General features: G+C 35.3%; 18 protein-coding genes and 1 riboswitch. Of the genes, 12 read left to right on the top strand and 6 right to left on the bottom strand.

Annotated features, from left to right (window positions below; translation table 11 throughout):
- Nucleotides 1-461 precede the first annotated feature (461 nt).
- On the top strand, nt 462-1,331 hold the full coding sequence (locus ACQKNX_RS22315; protein ID WP_427430731.1) for a M23 family metallopeptidase: 870 nt from the start codon (nt 462-464) through the stop codon (nt 1,329-1,331).
- A gap of 73 nt (nt 1,332-1,404) precedes the next feature.
- On the opposite strand, the gene ACQKNX_RS22310 is transcribed toward ACQKNX_RS22315, so the two are convergent.
- Nucleotides 1,405-1,776 (bottom strand): hypothetical protein, encoded by a 372-nt coding sequence (locus ACQKNX_RS22310; RefSeq protein ID WP_427430730.1) that lies wholly within the window; start codon nt 1,774-1,776, stop codon nt 1,405-1,407.
- Nucleotides 1,777-2,915: 1,139 nt separating this feature from the next.
- Nucleotides 2,916-8,720, bottom strand: a complete 5,805-nt coding sequence (locus ACQKNX_RS22305; protein ID WP_427430729.1) for an NPCBM/NEW2 domain-containing protein — start codon at nt 8,718-8,720, stop codon at nt 2,916-2,918.
- A 243-nt stretch (nt 8,721-8,963) separates the two neighbouring features.
- Nucleotides 8,964-9,047, bottom strand: a riboswitch (cyclic di-GMP riboswitch).
- Between the two features lie 379 nt (nt 9,048-9,426).
- Here ACQKNX_RS22305 and mntA point away from each other — a divergent pair.
- The 3 genes from mntA (at nt 9,427) to ACQKNX_RS22290 (ending at nt 11,792) form a co-directional block, all read left to right on the top strand.
- A complete protein-coding gene (gene mntA / locus ACQKNX_RS22300; RefSeq protein ID WP_427430728.1) occupies nt 9,427-9,714 on the top strand; it encodes a type VII toxin-antitoxin system MntA family adenylyltransferase antitoxin in 288 nt (95 codons plus the stop codon).
- Nucleotides 9,715-10,072: 358 nt separating this feature from the next.
- Complete coding sequence (locus ACQKNX_RS22295) at nt 10,073-11,107, top strand: ABC transporter permease (protein ID WP_427430727.1); 1,035 nt, start codon at nt 10,073-10,075, stop codon at nt 11,105-11,107.
- Nucleotide 11,108: 1 nt separating this feature from the next.
- Nucleotides 11,109-11,792 carry an ABC transporter ATP-binding protein gene (locus tag ACQKNX_RS22290; RefSeq protein WP_427430726.1) on the top strand — a complete coding sequence of 228 codons (684 nt, stop codon included), beginning with the start codon at nt 11,109-11,111 and terminating at the stop codon, nt 11,790-11,792.
- A gap of 202 nt (nt 11,793-11,994) precedes the next feature.
- On the opposite strand, the gene ACQKNX_RS22285 is transcribed toward ACQKNX_RS22290, so the two are convergent.
- Nucleotides 11,995-12,444 carry an AraC family transcriptional regulator gene (locus tag ACQKNX_RS22285; protein ID WP_427430725.1) on the bottom strand — a complete coding sequence of 150 codons (450 nt, stop codon included), beginning with the start codon at nt 12,442-12,444 and terminating at the stop codon, nt 11,995-11,997.
- Nucleotides 12,445-12,611: 167 nt separating this feature from the next.
- Between ACQKNX_RS22285 and ACQKNX_RS22280 the strand changes: the two genes are divergently transcribed.
- The gene (locus ACQKNX_RS22280) at nt 12,612-13,250 is read left to right on the top strand and encodes a hypothetical protein (protein WP_427430724.1); all 639 of its coding nucleotides are present in this window, start codon (nt 12,612-12,614) and stop codon (nt 13,248-13,250) included.
- A gap of 176 nt (nt 13,251-13,426) precedes the next feature.
- Here the strand turns inward: ACQKNX_RS22280 and ACQKNX_RS22275 are convergent, their stop codons facing one another.
- Nucleotides 13,427-14,326: a 3-hydroxyacyl-CoA dehydrogenase gene (locus ACQKNX_RS22275; protein ID WP_427430723.1), complete on the bottom strand. Its 900-nt coding sequence runs from the start codon at nt 14,324-14,326 to the stop codon at nt 13,427-13,429.
- Nucleotides 14,327-14,805: 479 nt separating this feature from the next.
- Between ACQKNX_RS22275 and ACQKNX_RS22270 the strand changes: the two genes are divergently transcribed.
- On the top strand, nt 14,806-15,864 hold the full coding sequence (locus tag ACQKNX_RS22270) for an S-layer homology domain-containing protein (RefSeq protein ID WP_427430722.1): 1,059 nt from the start codon (nt 14,806-14,808) through the stop codon (nt 15,862-15,864).
- Nucleotides 15,865-16,002: 138 nt separating this feature from the next.
- Here ACQKNX_RS22270 and ACQKNX_RS22265 read toward each other — a convergent pair whose 3' ends face one another.
- Nucleotides 16,003-16,689 carry a zinc transporter family protein gene (locus tag ACQKNX_RS22265; protein WP_427430758.1) on the bottom strand — a complete coding sequence of 229 codons (687 nt, stop codon included), beginning with the start codon at nt 16,687-16,689 and terminating at the stop codon, nt 16,003-16,005.
- Nucleotides 16,690-16,973: 284 nt separating this feature from the next.
- Between ACQKNX_RS22265 and ACQKNX_RS22260 the strand changes: the two genes are divergently transcribed.
- The 3 genes from ACQKNX_RS22260 to ACQKNX_RS22250 all read left to right on the top strand — a co-directional run bounded on the left by ACQKNX_RS22260 (nt 16,974) and on the right by ACQKNX_RS22250 (nt 21,470).
- On the top strand, nt 16,974-17,678 hold the full coding sequence (locus ACQKNX_RS22260) for a tryptophan-rich sensory protein (RefSeq protein WP_427430721.1): 705 nt from the start codon (nt 16,974-16,976) through the stop codon (nt 17,676-17,678).
- Nucleotides 17,679-17,824: 146 nt separating this feature from the next.
- Nucleotides 17,825-19,513 (top strand): FAD-dependent oxidoreductase, encoded by a 1,689-nt coding sequence (locus ACQKNX_RS22255; protein WP_427430720.1) that lies wholly within the window; start codon nt 17,825-17,827, stop codon nt 19,511-19,513.
- A gap of 268 nt (nt 19,514-19,781) precedes the next feature.
- Entirely contained in the window at nt 19,782-21,470 is a 1,689-nt protein-coding gene (locus ACQKNX_RS22250; RefSeq protein ID WP_427430719.1) for a GNAT family N-acetyltransferase, read from the top strand.
- A 75-nt stretch (nt 21,471-21,545) separates the two neighbouring features.
- Here the strand turns inward: ACQKNX_RS22250 and ACQKNX_RS22245 are convergent, their stop codons facing one another.
- Nucleotides 21,546-22,151, bottom strand: coding sequence for an NUMOD4 domain-containing protein (locus ACQKNX_RS22245; protein ID WP_427430718.1), 606 nt, complete (start codon nt 22,149-22,151; stop codon nt 21,546-21,548).
- Nucleotides 22,152-22,353: 202 nt separating this feature from the next.
- Here ACQKNX_RS22245 and ACQKNX_RS22240 point away from each other — a divergent pair, with 202 nt between their 5' ends.
- The 3 genes from ACQKNX_RS22240 to ACQKNX_RS22230 all read left to right on the top strand — a co-directional run bounded on the left by ACQKNX_RS22240 (nt 22,354) and on the right by ACQKNX_RS22230 (nt 23,352).
- On the top strand, nt 22,354-22,557 hold the full coding sequence (locus ACQKNX_RS22240; RefSeq protein ID WP_340822660.1) for a helix-turn-helix transcriptional regulator: 204 nt from the start codon (nt 22,354-22,356) through the stop codon (nt 22,555-22,557).
- An 83-nt stretch (nt 22,558-22,640) separates the two neighbouring features.
- Complete coding sequence (locus ACQKNX_RS22235; protein WP_427430717.1) at nt 22,641-22,859, top strand: hypothetical protein; 219 nt, start codon at nt 22,641-22,643, stop codon at nt 22,857-22,859.
- A gap of 40 nt (nt 22,860-22,899) precedes the next feature.
- Entirely contained in the window at nt 22,900-23,352 is a 453-nt protein-coding gene (locus tag ACQKNX_RS22230; RefSeq protein WP_427430716.1) for an SACOL1771 family peroxiredoxin, read from the top strand.
- Nucleotides 23,353-23,407: the final 55 nt, after the last annotated feature.

The raw sequence follows: 23,407 nt of genomic DNA, 5'->3' as shown, positions 1-23,407 counted from the left end.
GTTCCCGCAGGAGTCGCCGCCCTCCGCTCCAATCAACTGAAAAAAATAACAACTCCTCCCGATGATTTCCGCTGCGGGCGGACGCTTTCCGCGGGCACACCGTAAGCCACAACCGTCGCAGTCGCGCCGCCTATTGTGGCTTACGTATTGTGCTGTTTACACAGGAGTCGCCGCCCTCCGCTCCAATCATCTGAACTGGGCGGTAGAGAGACGTTATTTTATGACCATCAAAAAGATAGTAAGTGACAACTACTTAATTTTTTATTTTCATGCTATGTTTGTTCATCTAGCCATATGTCCAACTCCTTTACTGTTTTGTACTATGTAAAGGAGTTTTTTCGTAAAATAACAACCTTTACATACATTTTATGAGTAATTGTTATAAGTATCTAAAATTGAAACTTATTACCCAAACAATCGTATACTTATAATAGTAAGATTTTGTAAAGGGGATGTTTCATATGCGAAGTAGTTCAATTAAACAAGTAACACCTCAAAATTTCGGAATGCTTTTTTTACAAGAGAGATTTGGTGAGATTTATAAACAATGTAATGAAGATTTTAAAAAGATGGTTTCTATTGAGCAATTTAATGAGCTAGCGAAGTCGTTTAACTCGAATGTTAAAAACTATGAATTAATCAGTGAAATTACAATAAATAACGTAAATCAATATATTTGGGTAGATGATCAGCAAGAAAAAGCTATAAACGTAATGATAGATTCAAACAATATGATACATGGGCTATTATTAAAACCTTTTTTGATTTTTCCGGAAAGTGATAAAAATTATACGCAAAATACATATATTATGCCTGTTAATGATGAGTGGTATGTATTTTGGGGAGGGGTAAATGAATTTGTTAATTACCATTATGCTTACGAAACACAAAGGTATGCTTATGATTTAGTTATTATGAAGAACGGAACAACATTTAACGATTCTTCAATACTTAATGAAAACTACTTTGCTTTTAATAAAGAAGTGATTGCACCAGCAGATGGTGAGGTGGTCAAGGTAATTGATTATCTAACCGATAATGTTCCAGGTGAAATGTATGAATTAGAGCCAGCAGGAAATCTAATCATTATCAAGCATAAAAATAATGAATATAGCATGGTGGCCCATTTAAAAAATAACGCTAGCCTTGTACAAGTAGGAGATACTGTTAAACAAGGTGATGTGATAGCACTTTGCGGAAATTCAGGAAATTCCTCAGAGCCACATATACATTTTCAAGTGATGGACTCACAAGACTATATGAATTGTAAATCTATACGCATTCGCTTTACAGAAGATAAAGAACCAATTCAAGGTGATATTATAAAATAATACATTCCCTAACCTAATGACTACACAAAAAACCGATGAGCGATTTTCTCGTTCATCGGTTCTTTGTTGTCATTTAAATATTTTGGATTAATTCACTATATTTTAGTGAAAGCAGGTTAAGCGAATAGTTTTTAATTTTATCGGTTGCGATGATTCCTGTTAAGATGCACTCAATCATGTCTTTATATTGATGAATCAAATGTATTTCGTTCATAAACTTTGTATCGAGCGTTATTCCTTCTTTAATAGTTTTCAATACTACTTGTTGTTCTTCGTATAAATAAACTAATTCGTATTTTGAATTATATATTAATGTAGTAATTTCGGGAAAAATTTTATCGTCGTTTAAACGCTCTAGAATGCTATCAACCGATTTTACGCCTTCAATAGATTGCAAATGTGAAAATGTTTCACGCAGTTTATCTTCTAAAAAATCAGTACTCATTAAATATCTCCTTCTTTATTTTTTTGTTATATATCCATTTTTATAAGCTAATTAATAATTTTGTGATTATTGTATCATGCGACAGTAGTAATAATTATTAAAATAATTACTGTTTTTTGAATTAATCGGGATACTTTTATTTTAAATAAAATATTAATGGTAGTAAATACTATATAGATAAAAACATAAATATAGTCTATATAGACTAGTTATATCCATTTTATTGAAAAAAGGAGTCCGCTCTATGCGATAGGTGATCTCAATAAATACATAGCTTTGGAAGGCTCATAAGCAGCTTCACAACAACAACTTCATCTTTACAAGAAATAAGCGCCGTCGCAAATGATTTACGTAATTAAGCAATGGACTTACAAACCATTGTTGGTCGTCACTTTAAAATCTAAAGAATAAAAAAAGACGAACAGCTTTAGGTGCTGTTCGTCTTCTTTATGCGACACTTTCCGCTCAACACAACGTAAGCTAATACTCTCGCTACTACCGATTTGTTGAATCTAACATTCCACTTTTATTCACTAACCACATGATAATAACAATCTACTATCGTTTCTTATTAAATAATTTTCAGTAGGGAATAAAAATAGTAAAATATAAAAAAGAATTTTCACAGCATTTTATATAGGTGCAGATTATGAATTATGTTACGGTTGAAATAATTGATACTGTGGGGTTAAATCCAAGAGAAAGAAAAATGTTGCAAAATACTGTGTTAAATTTTGTTGCTATGAGTAATGCGTTAATTTAGAAAGAAGATGTAGTAATCAATCCTTTAGAACAGGACAACGAAAATATTGGCGTTGTCTTGGTTTATGCAAAACCATTGAATGATGAACAAAGTGGGGCCATCACACAAGCTTTGTCCAAACGATTCATCACGTATTTTAAAATGAGTGAGTTAGATTTGGAAGCTCTTATTAGAGTTCATTGAGTAAACATTGGTTAATAAAGAATATGAACAAACCTCGAGTAGGGACACTTTATAGTGTTACTATTTGGGGTTTTTCTTTGTTCAATTAGATTTCTTTGTTTCCATTTAACTATTGTCTACAATCAAAAACGCCCACGGGAAAATCCGTGGGCGCTATATTTAAAAGGGGAGGAGTTGTATGGCACAAAAATGACTAGTTTTTCACAAAATAAGTTAATTGGATAAGTGTGTCTTCGTTTAGCTTATACGCAATGACTAGCATGTACATGCCTTGTTCTTCTTGAGAAAGATCGATTGTAAAGTGGTCTGCGTTCGGTGTAAGCTGGTCCACATCTACTGAAATCTCTTTCATTGTTTTCGTATTTCTTAGCGCTATTTGGTAAGGGTTAAGATAGTTACCATCTAATCCTTTTACTAGATTTTCCACTGTTAGTTCAGGACCCGTTAAGCTAGATACTTCAACGATTTGTGGGTGCGCAGTGATGTTTTCTAATTTACTTAGATTTTTCAATGGCGAGAAATCAGTAATACTATTAGCCGAAATATCAAGTGATGTTAAATTTTTAGCATATTGTAAGCCTTCTAGACTTGTAATACGTGCATTTGGTGCATGTAGACTTGTCAGTGTAATCATATCACCTAAAGTGATTTCTCCTGACAGTCCTAACGTTTGCTGGATCACTACTTTAAGCTGGTTGTCTGCAATTGGTATAATTTGATCGAAGTCAATTGCTACTAAAGCAGTTTTTGCTTGTAATAGCTCCTCTAAAGCTTGATCGATTTGTGCTTGTGAAGCTTGTGTATTAGCAAGGAGTTCTTGTGCTTTTGCCATGCTCGCTTGTAAAGCTTGGATTGTGTCAGCTGTGTAGTTTTCTACATTAACTGTTTTAGCATCTTCAAGTGCTAGTGTTAAATCTTCAGTGAATACGCGATCCGCATTAGCAAAATGTAATTTCGTATCGCCCCATGATGCATGGTCCGAGCCGTTTCCGTTGCCACCGTCTGTTACGACAAGTTTAAGCTCTTTAGCGCCAGTAATGCTCACTTCAATGTACTTTTGAGAATCACGAGATTGCATTAAGCCACTATCGAATTGCTTTTCTCCATCAACAAACACTTGGAATGTTACTGAGCCTATCGTACCGTACATTTGGCGGTCTACACCAACAAATGCAGTGAAGAAATCTGCGTTTTTATCTGTTAAATCATAAATGATTGTTGAGTTAGAATGGGCACCGATGCCTCGTTCGTATGTTTTCTCACGGCCATCGTCTGCTGTTAAGCGAATTGCGTTATGACTGATTGAGATATCTTTAACAGGAGCTGTATAGCTGTTTTGCGTAGATTGCCATTCAAAATCAGTTAAGTAATGGTAATCTTCCATATTTACCACTGAAATTGTGCGTTTTTTCGTTACTTCATTGCCATCACTATCAACTACAGTGTAAGTAATGTCGTAGTGACCAGCTCGATTGAAGTTCACTTGCTCTAAGCCAGTTACTTGTACTTGAGATGTTAAATTACCATCTTCAGCGTCCGTTGCTAAATAAGTTTCGTCGATATTAATAGGCGTGCCTACTTTTGTAGCGACTGATTTAGGAATTGTTAATTCTGGCTTACCATTTGATAAGTAGAACTTAGCATCAGCAAAGTTCGCATGATCTGATGCATTACCATTGCCCGAATCATTTGCAATCAGTTTTAACTCTTTCACACCTTGAAGCGGTACTCGCACAAGTTTTGCTTCTGTTTGATATTTCATGACACCACTGTTATATACTTCTTGCCCGTCAGCTAATACTTTAAATGTCACGCTAGAATTTCCGTTTTCAGCGATATTGCGATCAATACCAACGAGTGTTTCAAAGTAATCGTAGTTTTTATTTGTTAAATCATAGACGATTTCAGAGTTTGCGTGTGTACCAATCCCTTTGGCAAATTCTTTAACTTCTCCGTTTGTTAGTACTTTTATTGAACCACCTGAAGACGATTTGTCTTTATTGACAGTACTATACGCTGTTTGAGCAGATTTCCAGCCGATGTCTGAGGCGAATTTCTCATCGCTATAGATATACACATTTCTTGTCGCTGTTGCAACGTTGTTATCACTATCAGTTACTGTATATTCGATTTGGTAAGTACCTGTTTTATTTGTATTGAAGCCATTTGTAGTTACTTTAATTTGTTTACTTAAATCACCGTCTTCAATATCAGATGCTGTTACATCTTTTAGAAGATCAAAGTCACTATTTAACTTCACAAATGTCAATTCTTCTGAAAGTGTTAACGTAGGTAGACTTGAGTCTTTGCCAAATTTCGCATCAGCCCAAATAGTATGGTCAGAGGAATTACCGCTATCATTGGCATCCGTTGTAATTAACTTCACTTCTTTTGCACCTGTAACAGGAACGTTAACATAGCCATGATCAGTATTGGCTCTGAATACATCACTTGCAAATTTCTTTTCCCCATCGACCCATACTTCAAAAGTAGCAGAAGATTTTTGGCCTTTTGCTGCTTGGTCGATTCCGATATAACTTTCAAAGAAATCAAAGCCTTTTCCTTCAATGTCATACACTACTTCAGAGTTCGCGTGTGCACCAAGCCCTTTGGCATATGTTGCATCCATACCTTGTCGTAGTAATGTAATAGTACCACCAGCTACGGATTTATCTTTTTGTAATGAGCCCCAACCTACTTTTGCAGATTTAGCTGTCATATCAGAAATATATTGCATGTCACTTATTACGTTAACATTCATTGTTTTTGTTTCTGCAATGCCTTCATCATTTATTTCATAAACAACTTCATAGCTGCCCTTTTTCGTAACATCAACAGTACTTGATTTAATGCTAATTGTTTTTGTAATATCTTTACCGCTATAAGAAATGGCTTTTACATAATCCATTGGATTAAATGCTTGATGTAGTTTAATTGTGACAAAGTCTTCAGCAGATAGGGTAGGGGTAAATGCTTTTACTTCTAAAGGTTTTAACGTATTTAATTTTTTGTCATAACCAACGATTTTGTACGTATAATTTTTTGTTGTATCTACATTTTTATCGATAAATTGTTCAGTACTAGTAAAGCCGATTAATTCATCATCTCTATAAATTTCATAGCCTAAGAAATCATCTTGATACGCATTATCGATTGATAAATATAATGTATTTGTTTTGGCAGCTTGGTTTGAGGCGAATGTTACGTTTACTTCTTTACCTTTTAAACCATTACCTTTATAGTCGACTGCACTATTATTTAAATACCATATTTTTTTATCTGGTTTTGGATATTTACTTGTTTTTGCTTTCGTTTCGTCAGTTACAACAAAACCATGGCGAGCAAAATGCTCACTTAAATCTAATCCAAGTGCTTCAGAAGAGAATTCGACTAAATATTGTTGTTTAGATCGATCACCATCTGTTAGTGTCACATTACGTTCGCGATAGAAAGAGTTTAATTTACCCCAATATCCTGGACTATACATTTCAAGTTGCCAATAGACAGCTAGTTTTTCAAATAGACCTTGGTCATTATAATCTTTTGTGTTTTCTTTCAGTACGTTTTTATAGATGTTCTCTTCATATGGAATACGTCCATCAATTTTGCCGTAAAATGCTGACATATGCTGCGGAAGCATGTTGTTCGTAACTTCACCGTAAGTTCTTACGCCAATATCCATTCGATGACCGATTTCGTGGATTACGCCCCATGAACCGCCTTTTTCTTCGATAGGAACTAGAATATCAGACACAACATCATCTAATGTGCCGATATGATCGCCAGCTGCATACATATATGCATAAGGCTGTGCAAGTCGTACATTTTCTCGAATTAATTTCGGGTCATTTTTTTCATTATGACCATCTAAACCGTTATATTTAAATAATTCATCCATTAGACGATTGTACGATTCAATAGTTTGTAGTGGGCTATAGCCATTTTCTATATACGTTTTATAAGCACCTGTTGCAGTACCTGTCCAGAATAAATGGTCACTTACAACTTCTACGATATCTAGTACTTCGCGATCTTCAACTTTTGAATGTTTCACAATGTCTTCATCGATTTTTTTCTTATAGTCGATTAAAAATTGTTTGAACTCTTCTACATTGGTAGATTTCGTAGCAAAAGGAATTCGGTCAACACCTTCAAAACGTAATGTGGGTGCTTTCCCTTGCTGTTCAGCTGTGTATGGATTTTCAATATAAATTGTGCCACCTGGTGTTACGGCCTTGTTATAAGCAGAAGTTTTAGTAATTGCAGGAACAGTAATAACGTTTTTACCAACTTTTAAGCTGACGTCTCTTCTCCAACTATTCCAAGCACCTTCTTGTTGCGTAAATGATAAGTGCGGTAGGGGACCATTTGCTGCTGCGTCAACGTAAACGATGATTTCATCGCCAGGTTGTGCAGCAAGTCCAGTTGGTTGTAAATTATTGCCGAAACCAAATTTTAAATTATCATTGGCGTGTTTTACCATGTTGCCGTGTTGTTCTGCTACGATGATTCTGCCGTCTGTAACGACTTCACCTTTAATGATTTTTTTTGCTAACGCAATGTTTTCTTTATAAGTATCGTACAGTGGATGTTTTTTTGCTTCTTCCTCTAATGCGTTAATTTGTTCAAGGCTATTGAATTCTGGTGAAACAGTATCCATCGTTCCATCAGTAAATAACTTTGCCATTTTATCGTTTAACGTATCTTCTTTATAAAAAGCTAATTCTGATAAGGTTGCCCAATTTCGATCGGACTTTTTAAACTTAAACTTTACTCGCTTAAATGTAGTCGGTTCAAACTGCGCCTCTACTAATCCAGCAACTATATTCTTTTTACCTGTTGCAACATGCTCATACGTATCGCCCTTTGATGTTTGTGAAGCATAAATTTCAAATTCTTCAGCAAAGCCTTTAAGGTCTGATGGTCTTGCCCCGTAAATCACACGATTTAATGTTACAGGCTCGATAAATTCGACTTCTACTTCATTTGAGAAAGTAGTCGTGTTGCTACTATTTGTTTCCCAATATGTATTGACATTACCATCGATGGCATTTTCGATAACAGCACTAGCCCAGTGCCCGCCATTATTGCGAATGCCCTTAATATTTTTGTTGTCCATTCTAAATAACTGAGAATATGCTTCGTTTGCGTAATGGCTAAATGACGAAGTGACTGCTGTTGTTGCTTCGATTGCTTCGGTGCTTAATAGAGCTTTGGCATTATCGATATCTTCTTTAAATTGAGCATAGAAAGGATGTTCTTGTGCTTCAGCATCTAATTGGTCGAGTGCATCAATTGAATGGAACTTGTCGCTTACAGCACTCATTGTGTTATCTGTAAATAGGGTTGGCATTTTGTCAGAGACAGTGTCTTCTTTATAAAACTGAAACTCTGATGCACTTGCCCAATCTTGATCTGCTTTCTTGAAAACGAATTTTACTCGTTTAAATTCTGTAGGCTGGAACTGAATTTCAACGATATCACCAGAAGATCCTTTATATTCACCTGATGAAACAAGTGTAAAGTCATTGCCTGAATCCGTTGTTGAGCTATAAATCTCAAATTGTTGGGCAAAGCCTTTGCCTTTTGCAGATGATTGACGTGCAGCGTAAACAATTCTATTTAACGTAGCTGCGTCATTGAACTGTATTACGACTTCATTTGTGAACGATGCACTATTTGGTGTCCCTGTTTCCCAATGGGTATTCATGTCGCCATCAATCGCTTTATCAATAGTAGAACTTGCATATTTTCCACCGTTGTTAGTAATCGATTTAATGTTAGTACTAGCCATCTTAAATACGTCATCGTATGCCTTTAAAATATCTTTTCCGTACAAATCAAACTTTTTCACCGAAGCAATCGTATGTTTAGTACTCGCTTCAGCTGAAGTTTTGACAATGTTTCCATTCGGATTTTCACTTGCCAAAACATTCAATGGACCGCCGACTAAATTTAAAGCTAGAGCAGATACTGTTACAATCTTTACAACTTTCATATATTCTTCCTCCTTATGAAGTTTTGAATTTCTTCCTACGGAGTACATAAAAAAACTACTCATAAAAGAGTAGTTTTATTTTAAATAAGGATACTATAAAAAATATACAAATATACCCATGTGTTTATGGACACTGAAAAAGCTAAAAGATTAAAATTCACCTTTTAGAAATTATATTAATAAAATATTTTTTCAGTTATTTGTTTTTTTATGACCTTAAAAAACAAAAAGTAGTATGTACTCTTCGGCAACTGGCTGACATAGTTATAAACCTTAGTCCCTATAGCTTTGCGTCCCTAAATTTCTTTAGGTTTGCCTATTCAATTTTTCTACTATAAAGAATAGCATAGTGAAAATAATTACCAAAGAACAATTTGTCCTATATTTTACCACCCTTCATTAGGGTAATATGGTGAAGGTTTATTGTTAAATAGTATAATAGTGTAATTTATTGATAGGCAATATAGTATGTGTAAATTACTTTAGTAAGAGGAATGTAGTTTAGTTGTAAACTACTTTTGTCGTGGTAGTGATTATGAAAAATATTTACAACAGGTGGAAAGGGTTTAACTTGGACAAATGCGAATGCTTTTAGGAGGTTTTTTGTTGATGCATTAGTTAGCTGTCTTTCTAAAGAGCTGTGTAATTTTCACCACTTATCGGTAGAATAAATGTATTAACTACACTACATTAAGGGGGGCTGAAAGTGTTATCTAAAGAGCTAAAAAATACAATTAAAGAAGTATTACAAGCCCATGTTCAGCCATCCTTTATTTTATTGTTTGGTTCCCATGCAAAAGGATTGGCACGTGGGGACAGTGATTTAGATATTGCATACTTTTCAGAAACAATCTTCACGAATTATGAACGATTTTTACTTGCTGGGGATTTAGCGGAGAAATGTCATGTTGATGTAGATTTGGTGGATTTGCAGCAAGTTGATACAGTATTTGTGGCACAAATAGTACGTAAGACGCAACAGACCACGCGTTAGCGAGGGTTGCGGCTTACGATGTGCCCGCGGAAAGCGTCCGCCCGTAGCGAAAATCAACGGCAGTAGTCATCACCTATATTAGTTTTAAACAAAAAAAGACTATAGACAAACTCGAAAATCTTCTACTTCAGTTTATGAGTAGAAGGTTTTTTCGTTAAAAGAATTTTTGGTGAAAGGCCAAACAAACCAGTGCTGACAATCGTTCGTACACTTGCAAAACCTGTATAAAAATAATTGATGATTTCAGCATGGATTCAATTGTAATGGTTTGTTCATCTTCCGTTCATTTTCAGTTCATGCTCTGTTCATTTAGGCTCTATATTCTAAGAATGTGAAAAGAAATAGGAGGGGTTTTAAGATGAACCTAGCTATAAAAGAAATGAAGAAAAATAAAGTAAGATTTTTGATTTTAGGTTCCATTGTTTTTCTGGTGAGTTTATTAACCTTTATTATTTCAGGTTTAGCTAACGGACTATCGCAAGACAATGCAGCGCTAATAAAAGATTTACCAGCAGGACAGTTTTATATGAACGAGGATGCAGATGAAACGTATAATCTGTCAAAAATAGATAGCAGTACTCAAAATGAAATGTTAAACAAACAAAAGGATGCTGTAGCCTTCTCAATTCAAATGGGCTTTATAAATGATGAGGCAGGCAAGCAGCAAAGCGTAGCCTTTGTAACTGCTACCGATTCACCACTATTTGAAAATGTGAAACATGAGGAAATTATTTTAGATAGCTCATTAGAGGATAAAGGTATACAGGTAGGCGATACAGTAACAAATAATCAATTTAGTGGCAAGTTTATTGTAAAAGGATTTGTTGAGCAAAAGAAATATAGTCATGCTCATGTTGCTTATATTAGCATGGAGGATTACAAAGAAATTTATCGTGTCGAAGAAATGCAATTAGTTTTCGCTCCAGATGGTGATGCTACTCAAGCCTATACGGGTTTACAAGCATTTTCAAAAAATGATTTTTTAAATACAATTCCTAGTTATAGCGCAGAGCAAATGTCTCTTAATATGATAGTTTGGTTTTTAGTTGTGATTAGTGGCATGCTGTTTGCAATCTTTTTCTACATGATGAACGTTCAAAAGATTGGTTTGTACGGTATTTTAAAAGCAATCGGTTTAAAAACAAGTAAGCTATTTAAAATGATTTGGACGCAAATGGTCGCTATTACGATTATTTCCCTTGCGTTATCTATTGCGCTAAGTCAAATTTTCAATCAATTTGCACCACAAGGAATGCCATTTAGTTTAAGTTTGGCAACGACAACACAATTGTCGATAGTATTCATCATTATTGGTTTTATTGGTGCAACAATTTCAGGTATCCAAATTAAAAAAATTCAACCATTACAAGCGATACAGCAAGGAGAGGTCTAATATGACGCTATTTACAATGGAGAATGTTAGAAAAACGTTTACGAATGGTGAAGTGCAAGAAGAAATATTAAAAGGTATTAATTTGACGCTTAAAGAAGGTGAGGTAACGGCGTTAGTAGGTGCTTCTGGCTCTGGTAAAAGTACACTTCTAACGATTGCTGCAGGGTTGCAACCTACATCTGATGGCCAAATTATTTTTGAAGGGAATAACATGACAGCTTTGACTAAAGAACAAGTGCGACAAGTTCGGGCAAGTAAATTCGGCTTTGTTTTTCAATTTGCTCACTTAGTTCCTTTTTTAACAGTAGAAGAACAACTTTTACTTATGCTTGAAGTGTCTGAATCAGCATTAAAGAAACACGAGCAGCAAAGAGAGGTAGAGCGACTTCTAAAATTAGTCGGGATGGATCATCGGAAAAATGCCTATCCTTCATCATTATCAGGTGGAGAGAAACAACGAGTTGCCATTGCACGAGCAATTATTCATAAACCGAAAGTTCTTTTTGCGGATGAACCTACAGCAAGTTTAGATTCCAAAAGATCTAAGGATGTCATGGAGTTAATTAGAAATCTGACAAAAACATTAAACATTACAACTTTAATGGTTACACATGACGAAGAAATGCTGTCATATACAGATCAGGTCATTAAAATGAATGATGGTAAAATTGTACAAAATGTGTGATTCAATTATAGTCTGAAAAGTGTAGTGTTAGATTGACTGTTATCAATCTAACACTTTTTTTTCTGTATGCGTTGCTTTCCCCACAGGCAACCCTTGCTACCGTACGGTTTATTACGTTTTACGCTATGTGCTCTGTCACAGTAGTCATCGCTTCACTTTCAACAACTTGTTGTTAAATGGAAGATGGAAATACCAAGTTTCGTTACTGAATAGGAACTAATATTTCACATAGATGATTTTCAATCATTTGCGAGGTATATCTTTCAATTATTGGTTGTTGTCTAATGGATAGATTATGTTTTGCGATTTCAGAAAAAATATTGCCCCAAAATTCGCTGACTGCCTCTTTCGTATGGTCTAACAGGAAAACTGCATATTTCCCTCCAGTGAATGTACCAACCTGAGCAGGCTTTGCCACGTAATAATCGTTTTGAATAATGACGCAAACATCATAACGACATTCTTCTTTCGGTGTAACTTCAGGATTATCTTGTGGTATAGCTAAAATTGGTGAACTATCAAATACCCCATTTTCCAGTGCCCATTGCTTAAAGGATTCCATTAGTTCTTTGTTTTGCTTTTCACCATATTCACCGACGTTTCTAAAAAAGGCAATTCTTGATTCTGCTAATTCTTCTATAGTTATTTTCATCACTTCATCCCCCTTCCTAAGTAAAGGTAATATGATTAAAAATATTTCTCAAGTGCTTATTAAAAGTATTTTTTTGTGGAACTTACGCTAGTGGTAACAAAAGAGACTTTTGGTTAGGGCATTTTTTATGTCTTCGATGACATACCTTCTTAAGTAGGAGGGATAACATGTTCAAAAGGAAATGGATTATTATAGGAACACTTACTATGGTAATAGTAATATTTAGCCTAGTCGCTAGACTTTTTGAGGTGGATAGTTCTGAAAATAAAGAGGCGCAGCAATCTTTCGTTACTAAAGAACAGTTAAGTATTGCTAAATTGAAAGAAAAACTGCATGAAATATATGTTGGAGTTGATGTGAAAACGACGACAAAGAAAGAATTGGTGTTACAAGTTGTGGCGGATGAAGATTATTTTAATTTTGTTAAAAAAGATATGGAGCCGATAGCCAAACGTGTTATGGAAACTTCCCCATTTAAGGACTATACAGTTATTTTTGAAAGGTGGGAATTTACAACAGAAAATGAAGGAAAAAAACTAATAGATAAAGAATTATCCTATTTTTTAAAAGCTATTGTAGAAGGTCTTAAAGAATTTGATGTATTTAAAAATATAACGACGGATCAACACACATTTATCACTGTTCAAACTTCTATCAGTGGTTCGGAGAAAAATGCACAAAAGGTTGCACTGGAAATGGAAGAAATCATATATGGAATTTTACGTTCACAAGAGAGAAATGTAACTCTGATAAATGAATTTAAGGTTAAAGTAGTGAATTCGCAAGGGGACGTATTAAATGAGTAGAAGATAGAATTGTTTGGGTGCCTGACACTTAGCTCCAGCATTACTAGCTCCTAAAATCGTAAAAATCCACTGCGCTTTCTGGGTACGCAGTGGATTTTTATTATGCTAGTCATCAAATGCATGACTAGCGTAGTGAATTGTAGTGAATTGTAGTGAATTGTTTGCGTGGCAGGCACTTATCCTTTAAGGAAATCAGGTTTTGAGAAGCTTGGGTTTGGATATTTGTAGAAGCCTTCTCCTGTTGCTCGTCCTAATTTGCCTTTGTCTATATACTCTGTTTTTAACAAGTTAGAAAGCTTTTTCATGTTTTCATCACCAGTTGCAGCAGCTTTTGCCTCAACAATGTTATGAGCGGTATTGATACCTACAACGTCTAAAATAGCAAATGGTCCAAGAGGAGCACCTGTCCCAATCATCCAAGTTTTGTCGATTGTTTCAGGATCAGATACTTCTTTTACTAATAGCATTTCAGCTGCATCTAACAATGGCACGAGTAGAGAGTTTAAAATATAGCCAGGTTGTTCTTTATATAATGTTAGTGGAACCATTTCAATAGCACGAGCAAATTCAACGACCTCATCAAACACTTTCATATCTGTACCTGGATGTTTCATAATTTCAGCTGTATTGTTTACCCAAATTGTATTAGCAAAATGTAATGCTAAAAACTTCTCAGGGCGACCTGTAGCTTCAGCAAATTGGCTTGGTAATAAAGTAGATGAGTTTGTTGCGAAAATTGTTTTTGCTGGAGCAACTTTGCCTAAATTAGTGTAAAAGTCTGTTTTGATTTTTACAACCTCAGGAATCGCTTCGATAACAAGATCTGCGTTTGCTACAGCCTCTGCTAAGTCACTTTTAAATGAAAGACGGGCATAAGCAGCATCTACTTCTTCCTGTGTCGCGCCCAAATCTTGTTGGTATAAAGGTTTTAACTTTGTAATGCGATCCTGCGCATTTTTTAAAGCATCGTCATTAATATCGTACACAGTAACGTTAAATCCTTTAAAAGCAGACTGGTAAGCAATCTGACTACCTAATACGCCACTTCCTGCTACAGTAATGTTTTGATAGTTCATCTGAATTCCTCCTCTGATATTGTTACGTTAATATAATATTTTTGATGTAGAATAATTTTCTTATTACAATTCCATACTACTTCTTTCGTTGAATGAAAATCAAATTATAAACTCAATTATTATAATGGTATAAAAATATGTCCGATTTCTACTGAAATTTATATGCTTCAAGTTTGTGTTTTATTGAGGATGAAAATAACCGTTAGCCTTAATATTTTATTTTTTAAAAGGAGGCTTTAGGAAAATATACGGTTTAGTGCAAATGTATTATTATTAACAATTTGGTTTTGATGGGTATTTTTGTCTTTTGTTAATGACGTCTTCAAGCATTTAGACTTAGAAGTGTAAAGATTTAGTCGGAGTAAATTGATTTGCAAAAATAGGGCTATTTTATAATTTTTAATAATTTACATATATTTATAGATTTGTTAATAGGTGTTTTAGTACACTGAAGTTATGAATTGAAAGGGGTAAGAGGAATGAAGAAAACAATTTTAGCTGGAGCCTTAAGTATTGCATGTTTTACAGGAGGTTTTGGCTTACAAGCATATGCACAAGAAAAAGTCGATGTTGCAAACATTATTCATCCTAAACAAGTCGTTGCATCGACTAATCAAGTACAATCGATGTCCTATCAAGATATTTACAAAATGTTTTTACTTTCTAAGCTAGTCAATGAGGATGATGATGTAACAATAGTTACATCTAAAGATAGCATTATTATAAAAATGTCCCTTAAAGGATTAATAGCATCCTACACAGATGGGACAAACTTATTCCCAGAAGGTGAACAGGCATTACAAGAAAACTTTGATGAGTTTAAAAAGCTGTATGGTGATGAGATTCAAATGCGCATTACTCAATCTGGTAATGGCTTCAAGGCTGAAATTTTTACAGCGGGGAAATGGGAAGACGCAAGTAATACAGATATGAGTGATTTAATTACGGTATTTAACCGTGCTGACCTTGATTTAAAACCAGGTGGGTATTTTACAGATGCGATTGGCCATTGGGCTGAAAGCTATATCCAATTGCTTTATCAGGCTGGCATTGTAACTGGTACTACTGATACAACATTCAATCCGAATGGGCAAGTCACTCGTGGGCAATTAGCTGCAATGATTTTCCGTGCTTCAGGCTTAGATGTAAATGATGATTATGAAGGGCCTGCTTCATACAAAGATATGCAAGGTTTCTGGGGAGCTAAGGAAGTAGCGATTTTACAAGAGTACGGGTTACTCGACATTTTCGACGGTAATTATTTTGAGCCTAACAAACCTGCTACACGTGAAGAGATGGCTCATGTTACGGCAAGTTACTTAGAAGCAATGGAATTCGATATCGAAAAGGCTAACAAAAATAATACCTTTACGGATAAGGATCAAATGCGTAAGGAAGCTGTAGAATCTATTGGTTTATTACAGCAATTAGGGATTATTGAGGGTGCGAGCGGGAAGTTTAATCCAAAAGGCAATTTAACACGTGCGCAGTTTTCTAAAATTTTATCTCTAACGTTGATGACAGTGAGTGAAGAGTAATATTTTCTGTGAGATGAAGCTAAAATTTCAAATCTAATAAAAATCCACTTCGCAGTGCTTTGTTAGGCGAAGTGGATTTTTAAATTTTTTAAGTGCCAGTCACCCAAACGATTTTAAAAATTCAAACAATATATGTGCTTATCCTACAAATACATGAAACATATAGCTTAAAAAATAGCCGAATAAAATATATGTCATAAAGGATTTTAAGGTTACTGATCGTACATGGTGCAAAATAAATTCTGAAATACTAGCCGTGCCGATTAATCCTATTGAGAGGCCCATTAACATTCCTTGTGCCTTAATTGTTAAATTCCAATATTGACCAATGAAAACGAAAAATACAAAGAATATCGAAAATCCGATGAAATAAATGAATAGTTTCCATAGCTTTCCGCTTTGTGAAAGAGATGCTGTTGTCAGTGCAAACCCCTCAGGAAGATGATGAAGAATGATTGATGCTGTCATAGTAATACTCAGTGCGGAATTACCAAGTAAGTTTCCAATGGTAAGACAAATAGGAACTGTATGAATGACCATTGCTATTGCAAGCAAAGAAACGGAGGGATTTTGATGGTTTGTCGGGTGAAATAAACTACTAAGTAATTGAAATATTAAATAGCCAATAAGTATGCCTAATAGTATGCCAAAAGACTTGTACATTTGAAAAGAGGATGGAATGATATCTAGTACAAGCAATCCTACTAAAAAACCACCACATAATAATGATAAACCTTGGGTTGTATGTTGAAACAGCTTAGAGAAAACCCAAGCGATTGTTCCACCTATGCTAACGCTGAAAAAAAGAAATCCACCAAGTATCATTGCACTCAACTGCGAAATTCCTCCACCCTATAATAATCTGAAGTCCGTTTTACAAAATATATGCAACGTAAAGGGTTATATGATGGAGCACAGTTAAAATAAATGACCACGTTTGCGTTTAAATAATGAAAACTATACACGTAAATCGAAACAGTGCGTACAAAAGAAATGAAGCTGGATACTAAGCATTCCTAAAAAGATTTCATTTTTTTAAAGTAGGGTAGTTATATTTATGAATTAATTAGTTATATAGTAGCTTAATTATGATAATAGGGGGGATTGCAATGAAATGGGCTGCACTTTTGAGCTTTTTAATCATGATTACCGTTAATGTTATAGCAAGTACAATAGGTATTAATGGCAAAACAACAGGAGAAGTATCTAACCAACTACAGGTGCTGTTTATGCCAGCAGGCTATGTTTTTTCTATATGGCTTGTTATTTATATACTTTTAGGAATATGGCTTGTTATTCATTTATTCCGGAAGAACGCCAATCAAGAGACAGCCATCATAAGTCTTGTAACGTCAACTTGTCTGTATAATATTGCTTGGCTTTTATGTTGGCATTATGAATACTTTTCGTTATCGATCGTCATGATGATTGGACTCCTAGTCAGTTTAATTTTTATTTATAGAAGTTATCCGAAAGGGGATACCCGTTTTGCAGGGAGATTACCTTTTTCGATTTACTTGGGCTGGATTAGTGTTGCCTTAATGGCGAATATTAGTTATGTTCTGACGTACTATCAGTGGGATGGCTTTGGTATATCAGATGTATGGTGGGCAAATTTGTTGCTTTTCGTTGCCGCATGTCTTGCTATGTATATTCGCTATGTTGAAGTAGATTTTTTGTTTCCAATAGTTATTATTTGGTCTTTTATCGGCATTGCTGTGAAAAATGGGGTAGATGCTGGAAGCTTATTTTATATGCCTTTACTGTATAGTGCTGTGCTTGTTATATGGATTTTTATCGGAAAGCGAAGATAATGAAGCGTCACTTTATACGTAAAGTGTTATTTGGAAAAAAGAGGGTACATTCAATTGACTGAATATTACTTTAATTCTATACTTTTGAATAGAAATACTAGATTCATTGATTTAGTCAACTACTAATGAAGGTGAGGAATGTAAGTATGAAATGGGATGCGAGTTATGATGTAGTAGTAGTAGGATCAGGCGCTGCAGGTTTGACAGCAGGACTAACAGCAAAGTTGCAAGGGATGAAATCATTAGTCATTGAAAAAACTGATCGTTACGGTGGAGCATCTGCCCTATCAGGTGGAGCACTATGGATTCCAAATAATCAGGTCATTAAAGGTGCAGGTGTTCCTGACACGCATGAACTAGCACGTTTGTACTTAGATTCAACTATTGGTGATCGTGTGCCAGCCGCATTAAAAGAGGCATATATAACACAAGGACCTGAAATGTTATTGTTTTTAAATCATCATACTAACCACATGCGTTTCCAATATGCTACAGGCTATTCGGATTATTATCCTGAAAAACCAGGTGGCCTTTCACAAGGGCGCTCTATTGAGCCACTTATTTTTGATTTGCAGAAGATGGGAACTTTAGCTGATACGATGCGCCGGTCTACTATGTCAACGAAAGGCTTCACGATGAATAGCTATGAATTCCATAAGGTAAATATGATAAGACGTACAATGAAAGGAAAAACAACAGCACTAAAATTAGGGATGCGTTTAGTGAAGTCTAAAATAACAGGTAGTGAGCCTGTAGCGTTAGGACAATCTTTAATTGCACGCTTACGTATGTCACTTGCAGAAGCGAATGGGGAGTTATGGGTTTCGACTGCATTTAAAGATTTTATCGTAAAAAATAATCGCGTGATTGGTTTAATCGTAGAGCGGGATGGACAAGAAATGCAGATTGAAGCCAAACAAGGTGTAGTGCTTTCATCTGGTGGCTTTTCACACAATCAAGCGTACCGAGAGAAATATTTGCCTTCCCCAACCAATGCCAAATGGACATCGACTCCAGAAGGACAAACAGGTGATTGTATTGAACCAAGCGTTAAAATTGGGGGAACGTTAGATTTAATGGATAAAGTATGGGGGGCGCCTTCAGTAATAGATCCAGAAGGACATCCTTTTTTCTTAGTGGCAGACCGTGGCGTACCCAATATGATGGTGGTAGACAATTTAGGCAATCGTTTTTTAAATGAAGCTGCCCCTTATCATGAATTTGTAGACAACATGTTTGCGCACCATAAAAAAACGAATACTGGAATACCTTCTTGGATTCTTATTGATGCAACTGCGAAGAGTCGATATATATTTACAGGTTTGTTCCCTGGACAAGCTTTCCCAAAAAGCTGGTTTGACAATGATATTGTGAAAAGTGGGAAAACAATAGAGGAATTGGCAAGTCAAATGGGTGTACCGTCAGAAAATTTAGTTGAAACAGTTGCGCGCTTTAATACATTTGCACGTAATGGACACGATGATGATTTCAATCGAGGGGAAAGTGCTTACGATAACTATTATGGTGATCCTACATTAAAAAACCCGAACTTAGCTGAATTAAAGGATGCACCTTATTATGCACTACGGTTATATCCAGGTGATATTGGTACGAAAGGAGGGCTCGTTGTAGATGAACATGCTAGGGTAGTAAAGAAGGACGGAACACCAATTGAAGGCTTGTATGCGTCTGGTAATTGCTCCGCTTCGATAATGGGCGAAACATATCCAGGACCGGGTGCTACACTCGGACCAGGAATGACGATGAGCTATATCGCAACGTCGCATATGGTGAAAAGTAGTAAACAAGAAATAGCAACTCTAATTGAAGCTTAATTTGTACTATACAAAAAACCTTCTTACTTACGATAAGGAGGTTTTTTTGTCTCGTTAAAAGTTTGAGAAGTGTACATGTAGAATGCCTTTTTTCTAATGAAATCAGGCTATTGGTATGTACAATCGTTCTAATTTTGTTCGTTTTTGAATATAGTGGCTACTGGGTGAAGAAATAGGACTGCACAATGAAATGCTAAAAAACAATAACTGGGTTTTATAAGGAAGGCAATGCTTTGTTATTGAAAGTGAAAAAGGAGTGACTACACACGTGCTAGAGTATAAACTCGTGACAACGATTAACGAGCTAGAGACATATAAGGATACTTGGTCTGAAATACTTGAACGTGAAAAAAACGATAATCCATTTATAGAATATGAATGGATTTCGACGTGGTGGATGATAGTTGGGCACGATGTGAATGTGGAAATTTACATTGTTGAGCATAAGGGGGAAGCTATAGCATTTTTCCCATTAGTTCACACAAGTAGATTTGGTAGTATTCACCAATTTAGCTTTTTAGGACAAGGACTTGCTTCTTATATGGGGGTAATTGCCGAAAAAAGATGGAAAGAGCAGGCTGTGCATTATTTATTCAAGGAAATTACAAGTAAATTTTCCCGAGTTCTCTTCGTATTACATGGCTTACTCGAAAGTAAGGATACATCTCAAATATTAGAAAAATATACGTTAACACATCAATTGCCCTATTCAGTTTTTCGTGTTGTCACTCCTTATATAGATTTTAAGTCGATTGAATTACCCGAATTTTTAACGAAGCATAAGCGAAGATTTAAGAGTATTAATCGTCGAGAAAAACGGTTGAAGGAACTTGGCAACATAACATATCAAAAAGCACATGCTGGAAGTTTAGATAACATGTTTCGATTGTTTGAAAGAAGATGGCAAAAGAAAATGGATACGAGTGGTTTTACGGACGAACGAACGAAGGCATTTTTTGAACAGCTTGCAAAGCAGCAAAATGGAGCATTATGTTTAAAAGTTCACAGTTTGCAATTTGAGAATACTTGGATTGGCTTTACTTTAGACATTTGTTGTCGAGGGAGAAATTTTTGTCATGCTATGGGTCATGAACCTGATTTCAATCTGTTTGGACCTGGACGTTTAATTGAGAAGGAAAATATGCTAAAGGCACATAAAATGAATTACCGTCTATACGATTTTGGTATTGGGTATGAGCCTTATAAGTTTGACTGGTATACACATTTAGATTTTACAAGAAAATTTATTATGAGTACTACAGGGATGAGAGAGCGAGCACTTCGTAATGTAATGGTGCTGCAAGAATCGATATTAGCCATGGTGAAAACAAATCGTAGGATTGTAGAGTGGAAACGTAATACATTAGGAGAATTACGATACTTGTTCACAAAAGCCAATATGAATGAGTGGTTTTCGATGCTAAAATGTAAGATTTTTAATGGACATGTATTTACTATTTATTATTTAGATGAAAAAATGTGCGACAATAAACCTAACTTCCAGGAAATATATATTCAATCGGTACTCGACCACGATCAGCGAACTGAGCTCCTTGCTCATTATTTTAAAGGCTATAAGTTCTATGGACAGAAACAGGAAATTTCATTTTTGCGACATGATAAACTAATCCACGAGGAAGTGGATGGGTTTATGCAAGAATTGCCACCGAATACTACATATATTAAAAATTATGAACTACCTAAACTCCAAATTATTGTAAATGAAGTGCAACGAGAAGGGCGTGCAATTTGTACCTCGGCTAATTGGTTTGAGTGGCGAAAACGTAGGACGTTGAATGCATTAGGTTTTCGAAGAGTAGAACGTGTATGGGTAAATCAACTGTTAAAGTGGAAAAAAGTGCATCGTCAAGAAAAGAAATGGATGAAATTTTTTTCAAAACAAGGACAGCAATCAGAACATAGCTGGCACCTAGCACTGCTTTCCTTCCTAATATAACAAAAAATCCTTAGCGTCTTTTTATAGGCGCTGAGGATTTTTATTTGGCTTGTATCAGAGCTGTATATGCTCTTGTTAAAAGTGAATGCCTGGCTTGTCAATTAGCTTACAGCCTGTGCCATATTTCGCTTTTAAGGCACCTTTAAAGTTTGTTTGTTCAAGCTCTGGGAATGCCTGCTTCCAAAGTTCAAATACATTATGGTTTGATGCTGTGCCATCTTTTGTTAAACGGACAATATGAAAACCATATTCATCATTGCAACGAGCTAATGCACGATTTTCGCGCACTGTAATAATGCGTCCGCTTTCAGTTATTTCATAGAGTTCTTCATAGCCTGCGATTGCACGGCTTTGTTCATCTAAATTAGCCGCTTTAATAACAGCCTTTTTAACAGACTTTTGCTCATTAGCCTCATTAGCAGAAGTTTCGGTGTTATTTTCCTCAGGAAGTTGCTCGACGATAATAAAATCCTTATTTGAAGCTTTATCACTCATCGTCGCCATTACGTTCATAATGGCACCTACATAATGCATTGGTTTATCATTACCTTCTTCATATACGAAAATATTATAGTCGGTTTTATTAATCTTTTTCATAATAATATTGCCTGTTGAAATCGTAAAACCGATAAATTTATTTTTATTAAGTGCTTGTAGTGCTTGTTGTTTAGTTAAAGTCATTACTAAATCTCCTAAATAATTGTTTTTTCTATTTTACCATAAAATAAGTCTCACTGTTTTTCGATGGTTGTTATTATACAAAGCAAAGAAGTTATTGTGTTATTTTCCGAAAATTCGAGAAAAAATGTAAAGTATGCTTTACATATAAAAAATAGTAAAGTACACTTTACGTAAAGGTCGCTTTACATCGGGGTGGTGAAACATGGAACAACGTATTAAAGAACTAAGAGCATCATTTGGTTGGACACAAGAACAGCTATCCGAAAAACTAGGAGTTTCAAGGCAAACAATTATTTCTATAGAGAATGGTCGTTACAATCCATCTTTAGAGCTTGCGTATAAAATCGCAAAATCATTTCAACTAAGTATTGAAGAAGTATTTATTTTTGAGAAAGGTAGTGATTAAATATGAGTTTGGAGCAGATGTTACGATTTCTTGGTATAGTGCTTGGCATTTGAGGTCTTTTTGGTCTTTGGTGGGGACGTAGGATGGCGGCACGTAAAAATGGACTCGATGAAAGATATGAAAAAATTACAGTAAGCTCACTAGCGAATGGGTGGAAAATAACGGTTATCTCCATTTATGTTCTATTTCTGTTGTTAATAGCGGGTGTTCAGTTATCTACCGCTCAAGCTTTAGGAATTCTTTTACTAATTCATATGGCTGGATGGGCATTTTCAACAGTTTATTATAATTTAAAATATTAATTACATTTAATGGTAAATTAAGCGAAAAGGAGCAATGTAAATGCAGCACAAGTTTGGTATGAATTTATCATGGTCACAAGGAAGAAATGGTACAGGGAACTTAACGTCAACTAATTTGAATACAATCGTATCTATTCCTCGGGAAATGAATGGACCTGGAATCGGAACAAATCCAGATGAAATGTTATTAGGTGCTTCAGCAACTTGTTATTTAATTACATTTGCAGCATTACTGGAAAACGCCAAAATACCAGTAGAGGCATTGTCGATGGAGTCAGAAGGGTTTGTAGATGTAACGGATGGTGTTTTTACATATGAGAGGATTGTCCATAAACCAAATGTAAAAGTACCACATCTCCCAGAACGTGAAGAAAATCTTATTAATCGGCTAGCACAAAAAGCAGAACAAACGTGTATGATTAGTAAAGCATTAAAGGGAAATGTTCATATCGAATGCCACCTTCAAATTGAGCAGGCGTCTGATTGTCAGTAATTAATTTAATCTCTTGATTATTAAAGGAATTATGCCAAAAGTTTTTCTGGTGTAA

Source organism: Lysinibacillus sp. NPDC093712 (assembly GCF_050280025.1).
Taxonomy (GTDB): domain Bacteria; phylum Bacillota; class Bacilli; order Bacillales_A; family Planococcaceae; genus Lysinibacillus.
The sequence above is the reverse complement of the archived record's forward strand: the minus strand, read 5'-3'. Positions and strand labels throughout refer to the sequence as shown.

What these genes read in the sequence shown, in the direction of transcription:
- ACQKNX_RS22285 (WP_427430725.1), bottom strand. Translation starts at nt 12,444, where the DNA reads ATGAAAATAACTATAGAAGAATTAGCAGAATCAAGAATTGCCTTTTTT.
- ACQKNX_RS22275 (WP_427430723.1), bottom strand. Translation starts at nt 14,326, where the DNA reads ATGAACTATCAAAACATTACTGTAGCAGGAAGTGGCGTATTAGGTAGT.
- ACQKNX_RS22230 (WP_427430716.1), top strand. Translation starts at nt 22,900, where the DNA reads ATGCAGCACAAGTTTGGTATGAATTTATCATGGTCACAAGGAAGAAAT.
- ACQKNX_RS22235 (WP_427430717.1), top strand. Translation starts at nt 22,641, where the DNA reads ATGGCGGCACGTAAAAATGGACTCGATGAAAGATATGAAAAAATTACA.
- ACQKNX_RS22280 (WP_427430724.1), top strand. Translation starts at nt 12,612, where the DNA reads ATGTTCAAAAGGAAATGGATTATTATAGGAACACTTACTATGGTAATA.
- ACQKNX_RS22240 (WP_340822660.1), top strand. Translation starts at nt 22,354, where the DNA reads ATGGAACAACGTATTAAAGAACTAAGAGCATCATTTGGTTGGACACAA.
- ACQKNX_RS22260 (WP_427430721.1), top strand. Translation starts at nt 16,974, where the DNA reads ATGAAATGGGCTGCACTTTTGAGCTTTTTAATCATGATTACCGTTAAT.
- ACQKNX_RS22310 (WP_427430730.1), bottom strand. Translation starts at nt 1,776, where the DNA reads ATGAGTACTGATTTTTTAGAAGATAAACTGCGTGAAACATTTTCACAT.
- ACQKNX_RS22305 (WP_427430729.1), bottom strand. Translation starts at nt 8,720, where the DNA reads ATGAAAGTTGTAAAGATTGTAACAGTATCTGCTCTAGCTTTAAATTTA.
- ACQKNX_RS22245 (WP_427430718.1), bottom strand. Translation starts at nt 22,151, where the DNA reads ATGACTTTAACTAAACAACAAGCACTACAAGCACTTAATAAAAATAAA.
- ACQKNX_RS22315 (WP_427430731.1), top strand. Translation starts at nt 462, where the DNA reads ATGCGAAGTAGTTCAATTAAACAAGTAACACCTCAAAATTTCGGAATG.
- ACQKNX_RS22295 (WP_427430727.1), top strand. Translation starts at nt 10,073, where the DNA reads ATGAACCTAGCTATAAAAGAAATGAAGAAAAATAAAGTAAGATTTTTG.
- ACQKNX_RS22290 (WP_427430726.1), top strand. Translation starts at nt 11,109, where the DNA reads ATGACGCTATTTACAATGGAGAATGTTAGAAAAACGTTTACGAATGGT.
- ACQKNX_RS22270 (WP_427430722.1), top strand. Translation starts at nt 14,806, where the DNA reads ATGAAGAAAACAATTTTAGCTGGAGCCTTAAGTATTGCATGTTTTACA.
- ACQKNX_RS22255 (WP_427430720.1), top strand. Translation starts at nt 17,825, where the DNA reads ATGAAATGGGATGCGAGTTATGATGTAGTAGTAGTAGGATCAGGCGCT.
- ACQKNX_RS22265 (WP_427430758.1), bottom strand. Translation starts at nt 16,689, where the DNA reads ATGATACTTGGTGGATTTCTTTTTTTCAGCGTTAGCATAGGTGGAACA.